The 21,898-nt window shown below is 64.9% G+C and carries 21 protein-coding genes; 12 read left to right on the forward strand and 9 right to left on the reverse strand.

Features of this window, described 5'->3' with window-relative positions; genetic code table 11:
* The first annotated feature begins 70 nt into the window (after positions 1–70).
* The 4 genes from AACH32_RS03040 (at position 71) to AACH32_RS03055 (ending at position 3,408) form a co-directional block, all read left to right on the forward strand.
* The gene (locus tag AACH32_RS03040; protein WP_338605265.1) at positions 71–1,018 is read left to right on the forward strand and encodes a Bug family tripartite tricarboxylate transporter substrate binding protein; all 948 of its coding nucleotides are present in this window, start codon (positions 71–73) and stop codon (positions 1,016–1,018) included.
* Between the two features lie 72 nt (positions 1,019–1,090).
* The gene (locus tag AACH32_RS03045; protein WP_338605266.1) at positions 1,091–2,647 is read left to right on the forward strand and encodes a tripartite tricarboxylate transporter permease; all 1,557 of its coding nucleotides are present in this window, start codon (positions 1,091–1,093) and stop codon (positions 2,645–2,647) included.
* Between the two features lie 7 nt (positions 2,648–2,654).
* On the forward strand, positions 2,655–3,119 hold the full coding sequence (locus AACH32_RS03050) for a tripartite tricarboxylate transporter TctB family protein (RefSeq protein ID WP_338605268.1): 465 nt from the start codon (positions 2,655–2,657) through the stop codon (positions 3,117–3,119).
* Between the two features lie 88 nt (positions 3,120–3,207).
* Positions 3,208–3,408: a thiolase C-terminal domain-containing protein gene (locus AACH32_RS03055; protein ID WP_338605270.1), complete on the forward strand. Its 201-nt coding sequence runs from the start codon at positions 3,208–3,210 to the stop codon at positions 3,406–3,408.
* 42 nt (positions 3,409–3,450) lie between these two features.
* On the opposite strand, the gene AACH32_RS03060 is transcribed toward AACH32_RS03055, so the two are convergent.
* A complete protein-coding gene (locus AACH32_RS03060; RefSeq protein ID WP_338605272.1) occupies positions 3,451–3,816 on the reverse strand; it encodes a DUF488 domain-containing protein in 366 nt (121 codons plus the stop codon).
* A 17-nt stretch (positions 3,817–3,833) separates the two neighbouring features.
* A complete protein-coding gene (locus AACH32_RS03065; RefSeq protein ID WP_338605273.1) occupies positions 3,834–4,370 on the reverse strand; it encodes a hemerythrin domain-containing protein in 537 nt (178 codons plus the stop codon).
* Between the two features lie 309 nt (positions 4,371–4,679).
* Here AACH32_RS03065 and AACH32_RS03070 point away from each other — a divergent pair, with 309 nt between their 5' ends.
* Positions 4,680–5,159 carry a MaoC family dehydratase gene (locus AACH32_RS03070; protein ID WP_338605275.1) on the forward strand — a complete coding sequence of 160 codons (480 nt, stop codon included), beginning with the start codon at positions 4,680–4,682 and terminating at the stop codon, positions 5,157–5,159.
* 80 nt (positions 5,160–5,239) lie between these two features.
* On the opposite strand, the gene AACH32_RS03075 is transcribed toward AACH32_RS03070, so the two are convergent.
* The 3 genes from AACH32_RS03075 to AACH32_RS03085 all read right to left on the reverse strand — a co-directional run bounded on the left by AACH32_RS03075 (position 5,240) and on the right by AACH32_RS03085 (position 6,994).
* A complete protein-coding gene (locus tag AACH32_RS03075) occupies positions 5,240–6,052 on the reverse strand; it encodes a hypothetical protein (protein ID WP_338605277.1) in 813 nt (270 codons plus the stop codon).
* 228 nt (positions 6,053–6,280) lie between these two features.
* The gene (locus AACH32_RS03080; protein WP_338605279.1) at positions 6,281–6,562 is read right to left on the reverse strand and encodes a YMGG-like glycine zipper-containing protein; all 282 of its coding nucleotides are present in this window, start codon (positions 6,560–6,562) and stop codon (positions 6,281–6,283) included.
* Positions 6,563–6,610: 48 nt separating this feature from the next.
* Positions 6,611–6,994 (reverse strand): Rap1a/Tai family immunity protein, encoded by a 384-nt coding sequence (locus tag AACH32_RS03085; protein ID WP_338605281.1) that lies wholly within the window; start codon positions 6,992–6,994, stop codon positions 6,611–6,613.
* Positions 6,995–7,304: 310 nt separating this feature from the next.
* Here AACH32_RS03085 and AACH32_RS03090 point away from each other — a divergent pair, with 310 nt between their 5' ends.
* Positions 7,305–7,766, forward strand: a complete 462-nt coding sequence (locus AACH32_RS03090) for a peroxiredoxin (protein ID WP_338605283.1) — start codon at positions 7,305–7,307, stop codon at positions 7,764–7,766.
* Positions 7,767–7,911: 145 nt separating this feature from the next.
* On the opposite strand, the gene AACH32_RS03095 is transcribed toward AACH32_RS03090, so the two are convergent.
* The 4 genes from AACH32_RS03095 to AACH32_RS03110 all read right to left on the reverse strand — a co-directional run bounded on the left by AACH32_RS03095 (position 7,912) and on the right by AACH32_RS03110 (position 13,526).
* Complete coding sequence (locus AACH32_RS03095) at positions 7,912–9,468, reverse strand: DHA2 family efflux MFS transporter permease subunit (protein WP_338605284.1); 1,557 nt, start codon at positions 9,466–9,468, stop codon at positions 7,912–7,914.
* Positions 9,469–9,492: 24 nt separating this feature from the next.
* Positions 9,493–10,782, reverse strand: coding sequence for an HlyD family secretion protein (locus tag AACH32_RS03100; protein ID WP_338605286.1), 1,290 nt, complete (start codon positions 10,780–10,782; stop codon positions 9,493–9,495).
* A gap of 190 nt (positions 10,783–10,972) precedes the next feature.
* Complete coding sequence (locus AACH32_RS03105) at positions 10,973–12,514, reverse strand: MFS transporter (protein WP_338605288.1); 1,542 nt, start codon at positions 12,512–12,514, stop codon at positions 10,973–10,975.
* Positions 12,515–12,614: 100 nt separating this feature from the next.
* Positions 12,615–13,526, reverse strand: a complete 912-nt coding sequence (locus AACH32_RS03110; RefSeq protein ID WP_338605290.1) for a pirin family protein — start codon at positions 13,524–13,526, stop codon at positions 12,615–12,617.
* 203 nt (positions 13,527–13,729) lie between these two features.
* On the opposite strand from AACH32_RS03110, the gene AACH32_RS03115 reads away from it, so the two are divergent.
* The 6 genes from AACH32_RS03115 to AACH32_RS03140 all read left to right on the forward strand — a co-directional run bounded on the left by AACH32_RS03115 (position 13,730) and on the right by AACH32_RS03140 (position 21,852).
* Positions 13,730–14,635, forward strand: coding sequence for a Gfo/Idh/MocA family protein (locus tag AACH32_RS03115; protein ID WP_338605291.1), 906 nt, complete (start codon positions 13,730–13,732; stop codon positions 14,633–14,635).
* 157 nt (positions 14,636–14,792) lie between these two features.
* Positions 14,793–15,860, forward strand: a complete 1,068-nt coding sequence (locus AACH32_RS03120) for a radical SAM protein (protein WP_338605293.1) — start codon at positions 14,793–14,795, stop codon at positions 15,858–15,860.
* 18 nt (positions 15,861–15,878) lie between these two features.
* Positions 15,879–16,790 (forward strand): glycosyltransferase family A protein, encoded by a 912-nt coding sequence (locus AACH32_RS03125; RefSeq protein WP_338605294.1) that lies wholly within the window; start codon positions 15,879–15,881, stop codon positions 16,788–16,790.
* A gap of 100 nt (positions 16,791–16,890) precedes the next feature.
* Positions 16,891–18,093 carry a DNA polymerase Y family protein gene (locus AACH32_RS03130; protein ID WP_338605296.1) on the forward strand — a complete coding sequence of 401 codons (1,203 nt, stop codon included), beginning with the start codon at positions 16,891–16,893 and terminating at the stop codon, positions 18,091–18,093.
* Entirely contained in the window at positions 18,093–21,128 is a 3,036-nt protein-coding gene (locus AACH32_RS03135) for a DNA polymerase III subunit alpha (RefSeq protein WP_338605298.1), read from the forward strand. Before AACH32_RS03130 ends, AACH32_RS03135 begins: the two co-directional genes overlap by 1 nt.
* A gap of 112 nt (positions 21,129–21,240) precedes the next feature.
* Positions 21,241–21,852: a TetR family transcriptional regulator gene (locus tag AACH32_RS03140; protein WP_338605300.1), complete on the forward strand. Its 612-nt coding sequence runs from the start codon at positions 21,241–21,243 to the stop codon at positions 21,850–21,852.
* Positions 21,853–21,898: the final 46 nt, after the last annotated feature.

Consider the following 21,898-nt stretch of genomic DNA (forward strand, 5'->3'; position numbering starts at 1 on the left):
ATGCGCGGCCCGTTTCGCCCCAGCGGCGGAACGGGCCGCGATACGACTTTCCATTAATCAAGAGGATGTCATGAAAAAGATGTTGGTGATTGCGCTGGCCGCATGCCTGTGCCTGGTCCTGGCCGTCCCGGCCCTGGCCAAATATCCGTCCGATCCAATAGTCTATCAGATTCCCTTTGGCCCCGGCGGCCAGTCCGACCTGGAAGCCCGGCGGCAGCAGCCCATGCTGGAGAAGATCCTGGGGGTCAAGGTCATCGTGCAATACAAGCCCGGCGGCGGCGGCTCCATCGGCTGGGCCACCCTGGTCAAGGAAAAGCCCGATGGCTACTTCATCAGCGGCATCAATATTCCCCACATCGTGTTGCAGCCCCTGGCCCGCGGCAACGCCGGTTATAAGACCGACGAGCTGGAGCCCATCGCCCTGTTCCAGGCCACGCCCATCGGCCTGGCCGTGCTCAAGGACAGCCCCTTCAAGAGCCTGGCCGACCTGGTCAAGTATGCCAAGGAGCATCCCGGCGAGGTGATCTGCGGCGGCTCGGGCACCTGGTCCGGCCACCACATTGCCCACCTGCAGTTTTCCAAGGCGGCGGGCATCAAGATGACCTACATCCCCTCCAAGGGCGCGGCCAAGAGCATCGCGGCCTTCCTGGGCGGACACGTCAAGGCGGTCTGGGCCAACAGCAACGACCTGGTACAGCACGCCGACAAGATCCGGGTGCTGGCCTTCGGTACCAAGAAGCCCTTCCCCAACCTGCCCGCGGTGCCCACCTTCGAGAGCCTGGGCTACAAGATCTACGCCTCCATCGACCGCGGCGCGGCCGCGCCTCCCAAGACCCCGGCCGCCATTATCAAGGTCCTGCAGGACGCCTTCCTGAAGATCTCCAACGATCCCAAGGTGCAGGAGCAGATGAAGAAGGACGGCTTCGTGCCCCTGTCCATGGGCGCCGCCGAGACCAAGGCCTACATCGCCGAGAAGGTCAAGGAATGGGGCCCGGTGGTCAAGGAATTCAAAAAGTAACCTCCCACGTTTTTAGTGTCCCGCGCCGGAGCCCGCTAGGGGCTCCGGCGCCCAAAGAATTGGGGGCCCCCCATGTTTGATGTCGCATTTCAGGGCCTGCTACAGGTTTTTCTGCCCCACAACTTCCTGGTGCTGTTCATCGGGGTGTTCATGGGCATCGTTTTCGGGGCCCTGCCCGGGCTCACGGCCACCATGGGTCTGGCCCTGTTGGTGCCCTTCACCTTCACCATGTCCCCCGCCGCGGGCCTGATCATGCTGGCCGGCATCTACGTGGGCGCCATGTACGGCGACGCCATCCCGGCGGTGCTCATCAACACGCCGGGCACCCCGGCGGCCATCGCCACTACCTTTGACGGCTTTCCCTTGGCCCAAAAGGGCATGGCCCAGCACGGCCTGGTGGCCGCGGCGGTGGCCAGCGCCTTCGGCTCCCTGGTGGCCAACATGGTGTTGGCGGCGGCCGCGCCTCCCCTGGCCGAGGTCTCGCTGCAGTTCGGCCCGCCCGAGTATTTCTGGTTGGGCATCTTCGGCCTGACCATCATCAGCACCCTGTCCACGGGCAACATGTTTAAGGGCTTTTTGGCCGGCACCATCGGCATGCTGCTCTCGGCGGTGGGCATGGCCGACCTGGGCGGAGACATCCGCCTGACCTTCGGCTTTCCCGAGTTGCAGGGCGGCATCGAGCTGATCGTGGCCCTGATCGGCTTCTTCTGCCTGCCCGAGATTCTCAGCAGCGTCATCGGGCAGCGTCGGGCCGCCTACACCGAGGAGGCCTCCAATCCCAAGCTTTCTGTGGTGTGGGAGGTGATCAAGAGCCTGTTGGGACGCCCCTGGCTGTTGATCCGTTCCTCCATCATCGGCACGGTGGTGGGTTTCGCCCCCGGCGCGGGCGGCAACATCGCCAGCATGGTCTCCTACAACGAGGCCTGCCGCTGGGACAAGCACCCCGAGGAGTACGGCAAGGGAACCATCAAGGGCGTGGCCGCCTCCGAGGCCGCCAACAGCGCCATGGCCCCCGGCTCGTTGATCCCCTTGCTCACCTTGGGCATCCCCGGCTCGCCCCCGGCGGCGGTGATCCTGGGGGCCCTGATGCTGCACGGCATGAAGCCGGGAGCCGAGCTGTTCAGCGAGCACGCCACGGTGACCTTCGCCTTCATCATGGGCCTGTTGGTGGCGGCTTTTCTGGTTACGATCATCGGCTCCTTCGGCAGCTTCGTCTTCGCCCGCATCATCAACATCCCCTCGCGCTACCTGGCGCCGGCCATCGTGTTCATGACCGTGCTGGGCTCCTACGCCATCCGCAACAACATGCTCGACGTGTGGATCATGTTCATCTTCGGGATCATTGGCTACGTGAGCAGCAAGCTCAAGTTCCACCCCGCGCCCATCGTGCTGGGGCTGATCCTGGGACCCTTCGTGGAAGAAGGTTTGGTGCAGTCCATGCTGGCGGGCAAGGCCGAGGGCGGCACCCTGTCCTACATGGTCTTGCGGCCCATTAGCGGGGTGCTCATCGCCCTGTGCCTGATGTCCCTGCTGTGGCCGGCCTATGCCGCCTGGCGGGCCAAGCACAGAAAGCCGGACGATGTATGCCAGGTGCCCCTGGAGAAGTTGGAGGCCAGCGATGAAGAGTGATGCAACGATGAAGCAGGCCAGACTGCTCAACAGCGACCTGATCGTGGGGTCCTTCAGCCTCGGCCTGGCCGCGCTGGCCTATTTCAACACCCGCCATCTGAGCAAACTGGGCGGGGTGTTCGTGGATTACGTTCTGTGGGCCATGATGATCCTGGGCGGGATCATCGTGATCAAGGGCTTCATCAAGCCCGAGCGCATCCGCTTTTTCGATTCAGCCATCGAACGCAACAACGTGGCCATAGGGGTGTGCATTCTGCTGCTCTACCTGATCTTCCTGCCCCTGGCCGGCTTCCTGGCCTCCAGCTACGCCTTTTACTTTTGCTTCAACCTCTACCTGGCCGACGAGCGCTTCACCACCAAGAACATCCTGTTCTCGGCCCTGCTCACGGCGGCGGTGGTTACCGCCTTTTACTTTATCTTCAAAGAATTTTTGGGGGTGCCCCTGCCCGTGAGTTCCTGGTTCAGCGGATAGAGGCTAGCCGGCAAGGGCTTGGCTGCCCCGCAGGGGCCGGGGCCATGATTACGGGCGGTTAAATTAAAGTGCGCCGGCATGGGCAACCATGCCGGCCTACTTTTGCAAGGGGTACCCCATCGGCGCCACGGGTCTTTCCATGCTTTACGAGCTCAGCACCCAGTTGCGCCGCGAAGCCGGCCCCAGGCAGGTGCCGGGCGCCGAGCTGGCCATTCAAGCGAACGGCGGCGGCATCATCGGGCTGGAAGAAGCGGCCTGCTCCGTGACGATTCTGGAGAGGGGCGAATAGGCCGTCGGTAAAGGACGCTTGGTCCCCGCGCGACGCCGCGCGTCAATAGTTGCGCAATAGTTCCTCGCGCAAGGCCACGGCGTTGTTGCGCTCTTGGTCCTTGGCCGCGTAGAGTAGGGTGACGGGACCCGCTTCGATCTCTTGGGCCAACTCTCGCAGCTTGGCCTTTTTGTCCCGGGCCTTCAGCTCCAGGCGGTATCGCCTCTTAAATTCCTGCCAGCGGGCCAGGTCGTGGCCAAACCAATGGCGCAGCTCATCGCTGGGGGCCAGTTCCTTGAGCCAGCCGTCCAGGCGCGCCCGGGCCTTGCTCACTCCGCGGGGCCAAAGCAGGTCCACCAGATAGCGCTTGCCGTCGCCGGGTTCGGCCGGGTCATAGATCCTCTTGATTCGCGGTCCGCCGCCTCGCATGTTCACCCCAGGCGTTGCTAGCGGTTCTTTTCATAGCTCTCGACTTTTGCACGGAAAAAGTCGTGGATCAGCTTGCGGTCGAACTCGTAAAAGTCTTGGAGCATCTGGTCCATCTCTTGGCGGCTGAAAAACTCCATTATGGGAAAGAAGAAACGCTTGTCCTCCTTTTCTATATGCCGGGGATAAAAGGCGGCGAGCTTCTGCAACAGGCCGACCAACTCCTGGGCGCCGTCGCCGGATTGGACGTGGGCGAGATTGGCCTCGTAAAGGCTTTTGACCATGGCGCGGCCCTGTTTGTGTTCCTGAATCAGCTCGTCGGTTATGGCCGACAACTCGGGTGGGAGCTTTTTGTGGCTGAGTTCCCGGAAAAGCAGGTCCTCTTCCTTGCCGTGGTGGCAACGGTCGGCATAGACCCGGAAAAACTCCACCGCGTCGGCGATGAGCTTGGCTTCCGGCTCGGCGCCGCCCTGTACCAACTCGGCTTGTTTGCGGATCAGGTCTGTCATGCGCTCAATCAGGCGATGTTCATGCATCAAGGGACCAATCGGCTGCATCTTGGCCTCCGTTCAGCCAAATTCGCTCGATTTCGGCTGAGTTTGCGTAATTATTTTGTCAAATATCCTCTATCGACCAGATTCAGGCCTGGGAACCGGCTTTGTCAAGCAAGGGTCCTTGGGGGGCAACCCCGCCACCAAGGCCATGCCCAGGGGCTGGAGCAACCCGGCGGGGCCATTTTTTGTTGGCGCCGGGGCGGCCCGCGCCACTATCCTCAAACAGCTGAGGCCGCGGGGTGTGGCGGTCTTTGGCGTGGATTGAGATCGAAACCAAAAACCTCCGGCCACGGTGAGCAAGGAGCAAGCCTGATGAAGCAACCCGGTTTTCCCACCTCGCGGGATGAGCGCTATCTGGAGGACTACCAAGAAGGCGCGGTGCATGAGTTCGGACCCATTGGTATCAGCCGGGAAGAAATAATCGAGTTCGGCCGGAAGTACGACCCCCAGGCCTTTCACACCGATCCCGAGGCGGCCAAGCAGTCCATTTACGGGGGGCTGATCGCCAGCGGCTGGCAGTCCTGCGCGCTGTTCATGCGCCTGTTCGTGGATCATTACCTGCCCGGCAAGGCCAGCCTGGGCAGCCCCGGAGTGGACGAACTACGCTGGCTGAAACCGGTGCGTCCCGGCGACCAATTGTTCCTGCGGGTCACCGTGCGCCAGGTAAAGCCCTCGACCAGCAAGCCCGACCGCGGGGCCTTGTTTTCCTGGTGCGAGATGCTCAATCAAGACAAAGAGGTGGTCTCCACCATGCTGGCGATCAACCTGATCAGCTATCGCGGGCAAGCCTGACGGCGCGGCCCTCAACCAGCCCGCGCCCGGACAGTTGGTGGTTGGGGGATGCCTTTTCCGGAAATGCCTTATTTCAAGCCTTAGAAGTAGAAGGTCAGCCCCAGCCAGGGACCTTGCAGGGTGCCGTCGAAGGCCATGGCGCCGCTGCCCGATTCCCCGTTGCTGTAGTCGGTGTAATACCACTGGTAGCCGAAGCGCAGGGCGGCCCAATCCACGAAGCGCCAGTTGGCCCCCAGGGCCACCTGCCAGGTCAGTTCCGCGGCGTCGCCGATGCCGAAGCCGCCGATATCGCCACGCAGGCCCAGTTGCCAGGCTTCGCTCAACGACAGGACCACCCGGCCGCCGATCAGGGGGTCCCACCAGGTGGTGCTTCCGCCGAAGTTCTGGCTGTCCCCCCCATCGGCGGGCTGCAGGTTGAGCTCTTCTTTCAGATAGGAGTAGCGCACCCCCACATAGGGCTGCAAGGACAGGCGAGGGCCCTTTTCCTTGGCGGATAGGTCGGTGGAGTAGGCTTCATAGGCCGCGGCCAGCTCGATAAAGTTGAGGCGCACGTCGGGCTTGGCCTCGATGTCGCCGTAGCCCTGGGTTTGCACGGTGCTGTCCTGATCGACCTTGATGTAGATGCCGTCGAAGATGAAGCCCCACTTGCAACGCCAGGCCTCGAACCGGGCGGCGCCGGCCAGCACGTCGAAGTTGTCCCAGATGTCGCTGAACGATGCGTCCACGTTGGCGGTGTAATTGCCCACAGTGGAATCGGCATCCACCGATATGAGCCAGAGATAGGGGGTCAGCTCGAAACGCCAAGCAGGCTCCTCGGCCGCGGCGGCGGGCGCCGCGAATAGGAACGCGCAAAGGAGCAACAGGACTATCGAAGCGGAAAATTTTCGGCTCATGTCTAGCTCTTCTCCGGCGGCGGATTAACTTACCCCGCGCCGTTTTTTTCCAATGAATCCCACGGCAAGCAAACAAAAGAATGCGCCAGCGAGCGGTGAAACCAATTTGGCGCCCTTGCGGCTGCCCGCCGCAAGCGACATTCCTAAAAGGCGATTACAGGGCCCTGCCTGTAACCGCCTTTGCTCTAAGTAGCCGGGCCGGAGCGGCGCGCGGGCCAATCACCGGAGCTACTTGGTGGTGGAGCTTTGCTTGCCCGCGTTATAGCCCTGTTGATAGGCCTGTTCCTTGGCCTTTTGGTCGCGGTCGTAGAGGTAGCCTCCGGCGGCGCCGGCGGCGGCTCCTATGGCGGCTCCCCAACCGGCCGACCCGGCTATGGCGCCCACTACCGCGCCGCCGGCCGTGCCGATGGCGGCGCCGCTAAGGGTGCGCTGCTCGGTGTTGGACATGTTGGCGCAACCCACCATGGAAAACGCGAAGATCGCTATCAGGGCGATGCAAATGGCTTTCATTTCGGCTCTCCTAATCAAGATGTCTTGAAACGGACGTATGGGTAAGCCCTATTTGCAGGGCCAAGTTTCAATCAGGAACCTGAACTCCGCCTCGACCGGCAGCTCTTGCATGTATTTGGGATTGGCCTGGGCCCAGTCCACGAACATCTTTACGGCCTTGTCGCGGGTGATGCCGCTGTTTTTGGGGATGCAGACCAGCTTCTCCCCCTTCTCCCCCATGCTAATGGCGTGGTAATAATGGAAGGCTCCGACCAGGTAACCTTGGCAGAAGTTAGCCGCTTGATTATACAGAGGGTCGTCCGGAGAGGCCGCGCAAAGATTGACCAGGTTTTGCGTCGTTCTGGCCTTGAAATCCTCGGGCGTCACTCCACCCGCCAGGGCGGGGGCCGCCCAAGCCATCAGGGCCAACAACACCAACAGTTTTTTGACCATCGTAACCTGCCTCCTTGTTAACAATATGTAGTGAGATCCACGACGGTGATCGCTTATGCGAGGTCGTTTGTCTTCGTTACTTCCTATTATTGTTACATCCAGGCAATCCTTTTTCCAGATTTCTGTAAAATGCCCCACCATTTTTTATCCAAGTTCGCGGCCTGATCCGACCCAGGGGACATAGCGCCGGGAGCAACCAAGTTCCGCCCTTTGGGAGCCGCGAAATCCATCGCCCCGGCGGCAATTCATAGATAAAGCTTGCGCCTATATCGTATAGTCATGGAAAATACCGATGAATAAGGAGGCGCACATGCTGCAAAAAGGCGATGCTCTACCAAAGTTCAAGCTACCGGACCAGAGCGGCCAGGAAAAAACCTTCAAGGACCTTACCGGCAAGAAGGGCTTGGTATTGTTCGTTTATTCGCGCGACAACACCAGCGGCTGAACCACCGAGGCCTCGGAGTTTCAGGAGAAACTCGCGACGTTCAAGCGCCGGGGATACAACGTGGCCGGGATCAGCCGCGACAAGGTGGCCAGCCACGCCAAGTTCGCGGAAAAACTGGGGCTCAAGTATTCCTTGCTGGCCGACCCGGAGACCGAGCTGATGCAGGCCCTGGGGGCCTGGGGCGAAAAAAAGATGTACGGCAAGGTGAGCCAGGGGGCCATCAGGAGCACCTTTGTGGCCGATGCCACGGGCAAGCTGTCGACGGTCTATCCCAAGGTCAAGGCCAAGGGCCACGCGGAAAAGGTATTGGAAGACCTGAAGGCCTAGAACCGGCCGCCTCGACCCGGTCCGCGTTTTACCTGGCGGTTGTAGGCCTTGCAGTCAACGGCCGGCACCAGCCGGCCTCGCCGCGCGAGGTGCGTGAATCCCCTGCGGGACGGGCCGCCAACCCCCGGTCGTATCGGCCGGGCGCTCAGTGGCCTCCGGGCGAAGGACTTTTGCCGATGGGCGGCTTGCGCATGATCCACAGGATGCCCACCAGGCCCAGGAAGATGATCATCTGCAAATGGAAGACGTCGTTGAAGGCCATGGCCGTGGCCTGCTTTTGCAGTTGCAGATAGATGACGCTCAAGGCCCGTTGGGTCTGGTCGCCCACCGAGCCGATCTGATGGGCCAGGGAGCGCTTCAGTTCGGTGAGCCACATCTGCACGGAGGGGTCGTACTGGCTAAGGTGCTCCACCAGGCGCGACTGGTGAAACTGGGCGCGGCGGGCCAGCATGGTGGTGACAAAGGCCACCCCGAAGGAGCCGCCCAGGTTGCGCAGGAGGTTGAAGATGGCCGAGGCGTTGTTCATGTGGGGGTTGGGCACGTAGGCCATGGTGACGTAGGCGATGGTCACGAAAAAGAAGGGCATGCCGATGCCCTGGATCAGGCGGCCGGTGACGGCGGTGGCCAGGTCTATGTTCAGGTTGAAGCCGGACATGTAAAACACCGAATAGGCGTTGGCCAGCAGCCCGAAGCCCAACAGGTAGCGGGCGTCCAGGCGCTGGGTGAGCTTGCCGGCTATCGGCAGCACGGCCAGGGTGAGCATGCCCCCCGGCCCCAGCACCACCCCGGCCAAAAAGGCGGTGTAGCCCATCAGGGTCTGCAGATACAGCGGCAACAGGACGATGGAGCCGAAAAAGGCAAAAAAGCCCAGGAACATCACAACGTTTCCCGTGGCGAAGCTGCGGTCCTTGAAGATGCGCAAATCCAGGATGGGATGTTCCTGCCTTAGCTCCCAAAACACCAGGGTCACCAGGCAGACCCCGGCCACCACGCTCAAGCCGATGATGTAGTTGGAGCTGAACCAGTCTTCCATCTGGCCCTTGTCCAGGACGATCTGCAAACAGCCCAGGCCCACGGCCAACAGGGTCAGGCCCAGGTAGTCCACCTTCATCCCCTTGACCCAGCGCTGCTGATAAGGGGGGTCGAAGACGAAGGATATGATCATCAAAATGGCCAGGATGCCGATGGGCAGGTTGATGTAGAAGATCCAGCGCCAGGAGTAATGGTCGGTGAGGTAACCGCCCAAGAGCGGCCCCAGGATGGGCCCCACCACCACCCCGATGCCGAAGATGCTCATGGCCACGCCCCGCTCCTCGGGGGGGAAGGTCTCCATGAGTATGGCCTGGGACATGGGCTGCAGGCCGCCACCGCCCACCCCCTGCACCACCCGGAAGAAGATCAACTCGGCCAGGCTGGTGGCGGTGCCGCACAATAGCGAGCTGATGGTGAACAGGATCAGCGAAAAGATCAGATAGCGCTTGCGCCCGAAGAGGCGGGCCAGCCAGCCGCTCATGGGGATCACCACGGCGTTGGCCACCAGGTAGGAGGTGAGCACCCAGGTCACCTCCTCCTGCCCGGCCGAGAGGCTGCCCTGGATATGGGTCAGCGAGACGTTGGCCACGCTGGTGTCCAGGATCTCGATCAGGGTGGGGATCATGACCGAGGCGGTGATCAGCCATTTGTTGACGTCGGATGGTGCCATGGGCCTTCCCGGCGCTGGAACGGGCTATCGGTTGAGGAAAACCGTGGGCACCGCGCTCATGCCCACCCGCAATATGGGATGCTCGGGCCCCTGGTCGGTGTCTATGGTTATCTTCACCGGGATGCGCTGGACCACCTTGACGTAGTTGCCGGTGGCGTTTTCCGGCGGGAACAGCGAGAACGCCGCCCCGGTTCCGGACATGAGCGAGTTGACCCTGCCCTTGAGCTCCAGGCCGGGGTAGGTGTCGATGGCGATCTTCACCGGCTGTCCCGCCTTGATGCGGGTGAGGTCGGTCTCCTTGAAGTTGGCGGTGATCCACAGATCGGAGTAATTGAGGGGCACGACGGCCATCAGGGGCTGGCCCTGGGCCACCACCTGGCCAGACTCCACGTTCTTTTTGGAGATCAGCCCGTGGATCGGGGCCTTGATCTTGGTGTAGCCCAGGTTGAGGCGGGCCTGACGCAAGCGGGCCTTGGCCAGCTTGACCCGTCCCTGCTGGGCCAGAACCTGGCTGGCCTTGATGCCCGCCAAGTCGTGGCCGGTGGCGGCCAGGGCGATGGCGGCCTGGGCCTTTTCCAAATCAGATCGCAGGGCGTCGCGCTGCTTGATCGCCGCCGCCTGGCGGTCGCGGGCCCCCCGCTGTTGGGCCTGGGCGGTCTGGAAATTGGCCTCGGCCTCGTCCAGGGAGGCCTGGGCCACCGCCTTTTTCTCGCGCAACACCTTGATGCGCTCCAGGCGCAGGGTGGCCAGGCGCTTTAGCGCGGCGGCGCGCTCCAACTCCTGGGTGGCGGCCCGCACCTGGCCGTCGGCCGCGGCCAGGTTGTTGCGCAGCGAGGCCAACTCCGCCTTGGCCCCGCGCACCCGCTGCTGGGTCTGGCTCAGCTCCAGGGGAACCCCCTGCTCCAGGGACTTGAGGGTGGCCTCCGCCTCGGCCAGGGACGCTTCGGCCGAGGCCACCGCCACCTCGTAGTCGGTGGGGTCCAGCACCAGCAAGGTGTCCCCGGCCTGCACCTGTTGGTTGTCGTCCACCAGCACCTTGACCACGTAGCCGCCCACCCGGGGGGTGATGGGGTAGATGTGGCCGTCCACAAAGGCGTCGCTGGTGGAGACGCGGTCGCGGCTCCACCAGTAATAGCCCAACCCGCCGGCCAGGATGATCGCCAGCACCGCCAGGATGACCATCAGCTTCAGGGGCTTGCCTTTGGCGTTTCGCGCGGGACCCTCGCCGTTTGGCGGAGTGGGCGGGGCCTGGCCCGCGGCGTTGCTGGGGGAAGATCCGTCGGCTTTGGGGCGTGATTGGTTCTGCTGATCCATTTGCTTCCTAAGCGCCGAGTTGGGGTTGCACGCGGGTAGGGCATGGGCCGGGCCGATTGGCTTTCGCCTCCAGGCCGGCCGATGCCCATAGCCAACTATTGTACATTATTGCCCCGCCGCAGTTTAAATAGGTCACCGCGCCGAGGCTGCCCGACCCAGGTGGCGGACGCGGGCCGAACCGTTGGGGTGCTCAGTCCCCGGAGGGAGGCCCGACGGGTTTGGTCTTGGGCCCTTTGGCCGGCCGGGCGCGGCCGGGCCGCCGCAGGCTTACCCGGCCCACCAGGGCCACGGGAAACTCGGTGAGGCCGCGCAGGCCCCCGGCGGTGGAAAAGTTGCGTAGCTGCTGGGAGACCTGGGCCATGGCCTCGCTGAGCGTTATCTTGCCCTTTTCGTCGCCGAGCTCTCGCACCCGTCCCAGGCGATACAGGGAGTAGCCGCCCAGCAAAAAGGCGAACATGAAGAAGAAATCCCAGTGTTGGAACTTGAGCACGTGAAAGACCTGCTCGGAGCCCGGCGCCTCCCAGGTGAAGCTGAGGGAAAGCTTGCGGTCCTTGAAAAAGTCCGCGAAGCGGCCGCCCACCAGGGGGGCCAGGCTGGCGGCCAGGGAGTTAACCAGGGTGGTGGCGGCCAAGAAGCCCGTGGCCCGGCCCCTGGGGGCCAGCTTGATGGCGATGTTGCCGGTGCTCAGGTTGGTCCCGGAGGCGGAGATACCCATGGCCACGTGCAGCAGGATCAACAGGGGCATGGTCAGCGCGTGCTCGTGTTCGCCGGGAAAGGTCACGAAGGTCCAGCCCAGCAGGCAGAAGATGAACAGCGGACCGCTGATGGCCAGCACGGATTTGTTGCTGTAGCGGTCGGAAAGCTTGCCCCAGATCAGGTAGAAGAACACGCTGACCAGTTGGCTGAGGGCCCCCAGGGCGATGACGTAGGTCATGCTGTAGCCCAAACGCTTCAGCATGTAGACCGTGAAAAAAGGGGCCGCCAGGTTTACCGCAAAGTTCCAGGAGCCCAGAAAGTAGATCAAGTTCCTGAAGTTGGCGTCCTTAAAGGGCTCCAGCAGCAGGGCGATGAGGCCGATCTTGCGCCGGGGCATGGGCACTTCGGGAATGCGGCCGATGAAATAGATGGCCAGCACCCCGGCCCCGATCCCCAGCAGGAAGATGATGCTGTAGCCGTATTCCGGGTGTGCGGGTTCCGCGCCCTTCCACCAGTCCAGGAAAACCGCCGCTCCCAGGCTGAGAACCATGGCGGTCAGGGTGGCGTAGGCGTGGCGCTTGGAATAAAAGCTGCCCAGGTTGTCGCTGGGCACCAGATCGCGCATCCAGGAGTTCCAGGCGCTGTTGCTCAGGGAGCTGCCCAGGTTTTTGATGAGCAGCATGGCCATGATGACGTAGAGGGCGAGGGTGGGGGCCAGCAACACCGGGGCCAGGGCAAGGACGAACAGGCATGCCCGCGCCACCGCGGCCCCCAAAATGGTCAGGGCCTTGCGACGCCGCGTCTTTTGCACCAGGTAGACCCAGGGGATCTGGGCCAATTGGGTTAGCGGTGGGATGGCGGCCAAGATGCCGATCTGCAGGTTGTCCGCCCCCAGGCGGAGGGCCAGGGCCACCAGGAAGGTGCCTCCGGTCAGGGTGAGCATAGCCTGGAGGGCCAGGCCCTGCCAGGTCACCATGCGCAGCCCCTGGGCCAGCTGCTGATCGCTGGTTGAGCTAGGCGCGTCTTTGGTGGCCATCAAGCTCCCTCGGGTGATGGAGCCATTTTACTACCGTGCGCGGGCCGAAACCAAGAGGGCCAAACGCCGGGAACTACGCCAAAAAAACGGGACGCCCGCCCTAGGCCTTGTGTTTGATGAAGGTGCCGCGCTCGTATTCCTCAAAGGCCTGGCGCAGCTCCTGGTTGGTGTTCATGACGATGGGGCCGTACCAGGCCACGGGTTCGCTCAGGGGGCGGCCGGAGACCAGCAGGAAGCGCACCGGTTGGTCCTCGGTGATCACCGCGATCTCCTCCCCGTCCTCGAACAACGCCAGCTCCCGGTTGACCAGCAAGGGGTCGCGCCGCATGTCGAAATAGTTGCGGCCCTCCACCTGGTAGCTGAAGGGGTCTTTTTCGGTGCAGAAATAGGCCTCGCCGGCGATGACGTAGGCAAAGACGGTGTGCCCCGGAGGGGTGGGCAGGCGGGTCTCGGTGTGGGCCGGGACGCTCACGTCCAGGTAGCGCGGGTCGGTGACGATGTCGCGCACCGGGCCGCTCACCCCGGCCACTTGGCCGCAGATCACCTTGGCCCGCGCCCCGTCCGCCAGCTCGGCCTCGGGTATCTCCCCGGCCAGCACCCCCTGGTAGCGCGGATCGATCATCTTGTGGGCGGCCGGGAGGTTGGCCCAAAGCTGGAAGCCGTACATGCGGCCCTGGCCGTCGCCCTGGGGCATCTCCTGGTGGATGATGCCGCTGCCCGCGGTCATCCACTGCACGTCGCCCCGGCCGATGACCCCCTGGTTTCCCAGGCTGTCGCCGTGCTCCACGTCGCCCTCCAGCACGTAGGTGATGGTCTCGATGCCCCGGTGAGGGTGCCAGGGGAAGCCCTTGCGGTAGTGCTCCGGGGTGTCGGAGCGGAAATCGTCCAAGAGCAGGAAGGGGTCCAGCAGGGGAACCTCGCTGAAGCCGAAGACGCGGTTCAGGTGCACCCCGGCCCCTTCCAGGGTGGGTTTGTCCTTGAGGACCTTGCTGATTTTGCGGGTAATGGGCATGGGTTGCCTCCTTCCGGTTTGGCCTGGACAAACGCGCCGCTTTCATTCAGGTTAGCACCACCGGGCGGCGCAAGGGAACGGGAGGCGGCGGGGCCTTCGGCTCAGACTACCCCAATATGCTACCCTGGTCTTGGCGGTTCAGCGGTCGATTCATCAGACGTATTTGCGCCTTTATTCCCGGCAAGAAGACGAGGAAAAATCATATGCGGGCATCCGTGGGTTTGGTGGGCTGCGGCAACTGGGGCAAGAACATCCTGCGCGATCTGCTTAAACTCCAAGCCAGGGTCCACGTGGCCGACCCCGACCCGGGGGCTCGCCAAAGGGCCACTGGTATGGGTGCCGAGGCGGTGGTGGCCCACAGCGACCAGCTGCCCGAGCTGGACGGCTATGTGCTTGCGGTTCCCATTGATCTCCTGGCGAGCGAAGCGCGCGGGCTTTTGGTCCGGTCGGGGCCCATATTTTCGGAAAAAACCCTGTGCAGCACCCTGGCCCAGGCCGACGAACTGGCGAACGCCGGGGCCCAGGGCCGGGTTTTCGTCATGCACAAGTGGGAATACCACCAGGGCGTGCGGCTGCTGCGCAGCCTGGCGCAAGACGGCAAAATCGGGCGCTTGGCGGAAATACAGTGCTATCGGCACAACTGGGCCGCGGATATGCACGGAGGGGACGTGCTGTCGTGCCTGGCGGTGCACGACCTGACCATCATCCGCCACGTGCTGGGCGAAATCCCCACGCCGCAGTGCTCCTACCTGAGCCGGGAAGGCGGTTTGGCCACCGGCATCTGCGCGGTGCTGGGGCGGGGGCTGCGGGCGGTGCTCAGCGTCAGCGCCCGCCATGCCGGGTATTATCGCACAGTCTGCCTGCACGGATCGCGAGGGACCCTGGCCCTGGTCGATCCCCTGGCCGATCACGTCATATACCGGGACGCGGCCGGGGAGGAGAAGATTCCTTTCCAAAACTCCATGCCCCTGTTCGACGAACTGGCCGAGTTCCTGGGCTACCTGCGGGGGGGCGGGGAGCCACGCTGCGGCCTGGAGCGGGCCAGGGAGGTGGCCCGAGCCTTGGACGGCCTGCGCGCGGTGGAGCTAGGCGCCGAGCCGGCCGGATGATCCCCGACAATTCGCCTCGGCTGCTTTCAAGGTAACAGCGGGGCCGCCGGGAACCGCAGTTGGCGAGACGCCCAACAGCAAGATAACGCGCGTAACCCGGCTACGGACGGTGGACGATCCCGGCAGCGCAATTAACTGTTTCTTGTAAAGGGATGACATGAGCAAAACGCAAAAGCAGGTCTTTTCGCCGAACAAATTGGCGGTAAACCGTGAGCGAGTGGAGGCTTATTGCCGCAATGAACCGATTTACCCGGTGACCATGGAACTGGACCTGACCCAAAAATGCACCCGGAGCTGCCCCAACTGTCCCTACGGCGCCGCTCGGCGCCCCGGCCTAACCCTTTCATTGGAGTTTTTGGCAAAGCTGTTCGCCGTCCTGGGCCCTCATGTCCCCGGCCTGGTGCTCAGCGGGGGCGAGCCCACCTCTGTGCCCTATTATCCCGAGGTGTTGGCCTTGGCCCGGCAAAGCGGCTTCCGGGAGATCTGCACCATCACCAACGGCTCCCTGCTGCATGAGCCCAGGGTGCAGGACGCGCTGCTGCAACACGCCACCGCGGTGCGGGTGTCGCTTTACGACTGGCAGGAGGGGGAAAGCCCCTATTTCCGGCAAAGCCTGCAAAGCCTGGCGGTCCTCAAGCAAAGGGCCGTGGCCGAGGGCAGCACCTTGTCCATCGCCGCCAGCCTGCTCACCCACGGCGATTGGGCGGATCGCCTGGAGCCGGTGGGGCGCCAGGCCCTGGCCACGGGGGTGGATTGGCTCTACTTCCACCCCTATTGCATCGACTGGGACACGGAAAGCCCCTATCAGGCGTCCCAGGAGGGAGTGCTGCAAGCGGTGGAGCGCCTCCAGAGCAACAACGGCTATCCCGGGGAGGTCCAGTTCCCCTACGCGCGCTACGAGCGGACTCCCCTGGAGTTCGCCAAGCTGCACGCGGGCCATTTCCTGCTGCAGGTGGGGGCCGACGGGATCAACTACGCCGGGCCGGAGTGCAAGTACGAGCCGGACTACGCCCTGCTGGACCTGAACCAATACCTGGAAGAGGATTTCTTGTGGCTACCGGAGCGTAGCGCCAAACTGGCCGCGATGAACTCGGATAACTACCGGCCCATCGGCACCCGCCACCGCCCCCCCATCATCAGCGCCTATGTCCAGTCGGTGATGGATGGCCGGGCGCCGCAGGCGCGGAGCCAGGCCGGGGCTTTTCACCAGCCCAACGTCATCTGAGGCGGGAGGGAGGCAGGCATGGCGGCGGCAGCCACGGTCATTATCCCTACCTACGGCAAGGCCCCCTTTCTGCGCCAGGCCCTGGCCAGCGTCCAGAGGCAGACGGTGCGCGAGTTGGAAATATGTGTGGTCTGCGACGGGGTCTCCAACGAACTGCTGGAGATGCTAGAAAAAATAGCCGCATCCGACTCCAGGGTGATGGTCTGGGTCAACCCCAAGGCCCCGCGCACCGGCGAGGTCCATCGCCCCGCCGCCATCGCGGCCACCACTGCCCCTGTCATCTGCTACCTGGGCCACGACGACTTGTGGTTTTCCCACCACGTGTCCACCATGATCCGGCTTTTACAAAACGCCGACTTCGGCCACACCCTGCACTGCGAGGGGGGCTTGGGCCGGGAGCGCTTCGTGGCCCAGCGCTTTTTGTACGGCGATCTGAGCTCCCGGGAAACCGCGCAGGCCATGCTCGACCCGGCCAGGAATTACAACATCGTGGGCCTCACTTTTGCCGGGCACACCCGCGAGGCCTATCAGCGCCTGGCCGAGGGCTGGAACACCGCCCCGGAGGGAGTGCCGACGGACCTGCACATGTGGCGCAAGTTTCTGCGGGCGCCCTGGTGCCGCTGCGTCAGCCACTTAGGGGTCACTGCCCTGCACTTTGCCAAGGCCTATCGCAGCCAACTGTTCTCCGACGAGGCCTTCGCGGCCGAGCTGGAGCGCTACCTGGCCGTCATGGCCGCTCCGGATTTGCTGCAAGAACTGCACGCCGCCGCGCTGGGCGGGCTTTTCCGCTACCAGCGGGACATGCTGGGGGAGTGCCGCCCCGGTCTGAGCGGGGAGACCGTGCGCCAACTTATTTTGACCACCCCGTGCAACGACTTCTGGTCCCGATGCTGGAGGCTCCTCAAAAGACGGCTGAGAATCGGCTTCTGAGCTTTAAACTATACACGTGTTGACTATTGACCGGTCCGGCGATATCCTGGGGGCATAGGTTAAAGCCGATTGCCTGACCCCTTGCCGGAGCCCGCCGCCCATGCCCAGCCCCTGGCCCGCCGACCGTCCCCGCGCGGTGATCCACCTCAACGTGGCCGATTTCGCCGTGGCCGTAGAGCGCCTGGAGGACGCCGCGCTGCGCGACCGGCCGGTGATCGTGGCCCCTTTGGGCGCGGCCCGGGCCCGGGTGTGGGACATGAGCGAGGAGGCCTTCCAGGCTGGGGTGCGCAAGCACATGCCCCTGGCCCAGGCCGCGCGCCTGTGCCGCGACGCCAAGATCGCCGCCCCCCGCCCCCACCGCTACGAGCGGGCCATGGCCGCCCTGCTCAAACGGGCCGCGCCCTTTTCGCCCCTGGTGGAGGCCGAGGAGGACAGCGGCCATTTGTTTCTGGACCTCACCGGCACCGGCCGCCTCTTCGGCCCGCCCCAGGACGTGGCCCGGCGCATCCGGTGCACCGTGCGGGGCGAGCTGGGCCTGGACCCCATCTGGGGCCTGGCCGCCAACAAACTGGTGGCCAAGGTGGCCACCCGGGTGGTCAAGCCCAAGGGGGAGCACGTGGTGGAGCAGGGGGGCGAGGAGGCCTTTTTGCGGCCCTTGCCACTGTTTCTGCTGCCCGGCCTGGAGCGCCGGGATCTGATGACCCTGGGCGAGTTCCATCTGCGCCGAGTGCACCAGGCCCTGGCCTGGGGCCCGGAGCATCTGGCGGTGGTGTTCGGGTCCCGGGCCGGGCAGGTGGGGAGCATCCTGCGCGGCCAAGACGACAGCCCGGTGCTGCCCCTGGGCCAACGGCCGCCGGTGCTCAGGCTGGAGCAGGAGTTCGGCGAGGACACCAACCAGGTCCGGGCCCTGGAAAAGGCCCTGTGGCGGCTGGCGGAGCGGGCCGGGGCGTCCCTGCGCGGCCAGGGCCGGGTGGCCCGCCGCCTGGGGCTGAGCCTGGACTATTCCGACGGGGCCCGCGTCTGGCGCCAGCGCTCGCTGCGGGCGGGAACGGCCAACGATTTCGTGCTGTTCGAGGCGGCTCGCTCCTGCCTGGCCTCGGCCTGGACCCGGCGGGTGCGGGTGCGGCATTTGCGTCTGAGCTTCTCCGGCCTGAGCTTTCCGCCCGCCCAACTGGAGCTGCCCTGGGGCCAAGAAGAACGTCCTTCCGCCCCGGGCGAGGCCCTCTTGGCCGCCCTGGACGCCATCCGCCGCCGCCACGGGCAGGACAAGATCGAGCTCGGGCGCGGCCTGGAGACGGCCTGATGGTCCTGCCGCTGGTGCGCTCCCACTATTCGCTGATGCAAGGCACCGTCTCGCCCAAAGAGTTGGCCCGCCGGGCCAAGGAGCTGGGCCACGCCTGCCTGGCCCTGGCCGACCGGGACAACCTCTACGGCCTGTGGGAGTTCCGCCGGGCTTGCCGGGAGCAGGGCCTGCGCCCCATCACCGGGGCCGAGGTCACCTCCCCGGAGGGCGCGGGGCGGGCCTGGTGCCTGGCGGAGTCGGCGGCGGGCTTTGTGAGCCTGTGCCGTCTGCTCACCCGCCGCCACACCGAGGCGGGCTTCGACCTGGGCCGGGCGGTGGCCGAGGAGGCCCAAGGCCTGGCGGTGCTCACCGACGATGCGCGCCTGCTCGAGGTCTGGCGCGGCCAGGGGGTGCCCGCGCTGGCGGCCCTGCCCCGCAAACCCACCGGGGCCGGCCTGGCTCTCAGGCGCGCGGCCCGCCGCCTGGGCGCGCCCCTGGTGGCCCTGGCCGACGCCTGCCTGCTGGAGCCCGGCGACCGGGCGCGCCACCGGCTGCTCCGGGCCATCGCCCTGAACACCAGCCTGGAGCGCCTGGGCCCGGCCGATACCCCGCCGCCCGAGGCCCTCCTGGCCGGGCCGGAGGACTACGCCCGCCGCTTCGCGCCCCTGCCCGAGGCGCTGCACGGAGCCGCCGCCCTGGCCGAGCGTCTGAGCTTCGTGCCCGCGCCGGGCATCACCATGCCCCCCTGGCACGATGCCCAGGGGCGCAGCGCGGATGAAGCGCTGCGGCAGCGGGCCTACGCCGGGGCGGCGGGGCGCTACGGCTCGCCCCTGCCCGGCGAGGTCATTGCCCGCCTGGAGCGCGAGCTGGCCATCATCGCGGGCAAGGGCTTCTCCTCCTACTTCCTGGTGGTGGAGGACATAGTCAAGCGCAGCCCGCGCATCTGCGGCCGGGGCTCGGGCGCGGCGTCGCTGGTGGCCTATTCCCTGGGCATCACCAACGTCTGCCCCATCAAGTTCAACCTCTACTTCGAGCGCTTCATCAACCCCCAGCGGGTGGACCCGCCGGACATCGACGTGGACTTCGCCTGGGATGAGCGCGACGGGGTGATCGAGTCGGTGCTACGGCAATACGCGGGCCGCGCGGCCATGGTGGCCACCCACATTTTTTTCCAGGGCCGCATGGCCATCCGCGAGGTGGCCAAGGTCTACGGCCTGCCCGCGCAGGAGATCAAGCGGGTGACGCGCCATCTGCCCTGGCTGCGGGGGCCGGTGGAAGGCCACACCGGCTTCTACCCCAAGCGCCAGGCCCTGCCGCCCGGAGCCAAGGCCGAGCTGGCCGCCCCCTGGCCCTCGGTGCTGGCCCAAGCTCAGGCCGTCGTGGGCATCCCCCGCCACATCAGCGTGCACGTGGGCGGAGTGGTCATTACCCCCGGCCCCATCAATGAGCACGCTCCCCTGGAGATAGCGCCCAAGGGGGTGCCCATCATCCAATGGGAAAAGGAGGGAGCCGAGGAGGCGGGGCTGGTCAAGATCGACCTGTTGGGCAACCGCTCCCTGGCGGTGATCCGCGACGCGGTGGCTGATCTACGGGGCAATGGCCACGCCTTTGATGAGGCCGCCTGGCAGCCCGAGGACGACCCGGCCACCCAGGGCCTGGTGTCGCGGGGCCTAACCATGGGCTGCTTTTACATCGAGAGCCCGGCCACCCGCCTGTTGCAGGCCAAGGCGGGCCGGGGCGACTACGAGCACCTGGTGATCCACTCCAGCATCATTCGCCCGGCGGCCAACGACTACATCCAGGAGTATCTGCACCGCCTGCACGGCGCGCCCTGGGAGCACATCCATCCCCTGCTGGCCCCCATCCTGGGCGAGACCTACGGCATCATGGTCTACCAGGAGCAGGTGTCCCAGGCGGCCGGAGCCCTGGCCGGTTTCAGCCACGCCGAAGGCGACCGCTTGCGCAAGGTGATGACCTGGAAGGACAAGGGCCGGGCGCTGGGCGACTACCGGGAGAAGTTCGTGGCCGGGGCCTTGGCTCGGGGGGTGAGCCCCGCGTGCATCGCCGAGGTGTGGGAGATGATGATGAGCTTCGCGGGCTACAGCTTTTGCAAGCCCCACAGCGCCAGCTATGCGCGGGTGTCCTTTCAGGCGGCTTATCTCAAGGCCCACTATCCGGCCGAGTTCATGGCCGCGGTGATCTCCAACCAGGGCGGCTTCTACTCCGCCTTTGCCTATGTCTCCGAGGCGCGGCGGCTGGGGATCACGGTGCGGCCGCCCTGCGTGAATCGCAGCCGGGTGGCCTGGAGCGGCCGGGGGCGCCAGGTGCGGGTGGGGCTCATGGCCGTCAAGGGCCTGGGCCGCGAGACCATGGAGCGCGTCGTGGCCCGGCGGGAGGGCGATCCCTACAGGAATTTCGACGACTTCCTGCGCCGGGTCCGGCCCGCCGAGGACGAGGCCCGTTCCCTGATCCAGGCCGGGGCCTTGGCGGGGCTGCATCCGGGGAGCGACCCGGCCGAGCTGCTCTGGCGCCTGGCCCGGGGACGCCGTCTGCGCGAGGCGGCGGCCCGGGAGCCGGATCTGTTCAGCGCCCCGCCCCCGGCCGAGGCCCCGCCCCTGCCGCCGGGCGACGAGCTGGAGCGCCTGCGCCGCCAGTACGCGGTGCTGGGTTTTTTGCCCGAGCACCACCCCATGGTGCTCTTTGCCGGGGCCCTCCAAGGCCGGGGCGTCATCAAGGCCCGCGACCTGGAGCGCCACGTGGGCCGCCGGGTGCGCCTGGCCGGGTGGCTCCTCACCGGCAAGACGGTGTGGACCAAGAGCGATCAGCCCATGCAGTTCCTCACCTTCGAGGACGACACCGGCCTGGTGGAGACCAGCTTCTTCCCGGCCGCCTACCGCCGCTTCGCCATGGGCCTGGATTGGTTGCGGCCCTATCTGCTGGAGGGAAGGGTGGAGGAGAACTTCGGGGCCTGCACCCTGAGCGTGGAGCGGGTGTTGGGCCGGATTCAGAGCGCCTCCGCGCCACCGGATCGAGGAGCCCGCAAGAAGCATGCTTAGTAACATGGCGTATTTAATTATCATTCACGAAATATTCAATCTGTAACTTGACATACATTCATGTATGTATAACTTTATGGCCAGGCTGGAACCAGAGCGAAAGGAGCCGCCCATGGCCCGCCGGACCAATGAACAGGCCCAGCAGACCCGGGAAAACATCTTGAGAGGCGCCTTGGATGTGTTCAGTGAAAAGGGCTTTTCCCGCTCTACCCTGAGCGACATAGCCAAACGCATCGGCATGACCCGGGGGGCGGTGTATTGGCACTTCAAGGACAAGCAAGAGCTTTTGGTGGAGTTGATCGAGGCCATGCACCTGTGGGAGTACGAGTTGCTCTACCAGAGGGTGCCCACGGTGGATACCCTGGAGGATTTGGAGCGGCAGTTCCAGGCCCGCGTCGATTTCCTGGACAGCGATCCCAAGTTCAGGCAGTTCATCCGGTTCATGTCCATGCAGGTGGAATGGGCCACGGAAAAGCGCATCTTCGACCATCTGCGCGACGGCAATTTACGCAACACTCCCTTCAGGGATTTCGAAAGGGTGCTGACCCAGGAGCAACAGCGGGGCCGGGTTCGCCCGGAGGTGGACGTGGCGGAGATCTGCGACATCCTGGTGGGACTGTTCACCGGCATGGTGCGCCTGTACCTGAGCGGCATGTCCAAAAGGCCACTCGAGTGCAGCATGAAGACGGCAGTGCGGGGTGTGCTGGACAGCATCCGCGCCTGAAACTTTTGCCGGGGGAGGGATGAAGCCTCCCCGGAGGAACCAAGGA

Source organism: Desulfoferula mesophila (assembly GCF_037076455.1).
Lineage (GTDB): Bacteria > Desulfobacterota > Desulfarculia > Desulfarculales > Desulfarculaceae > Desulfoferula > Desulfoferula mesophila.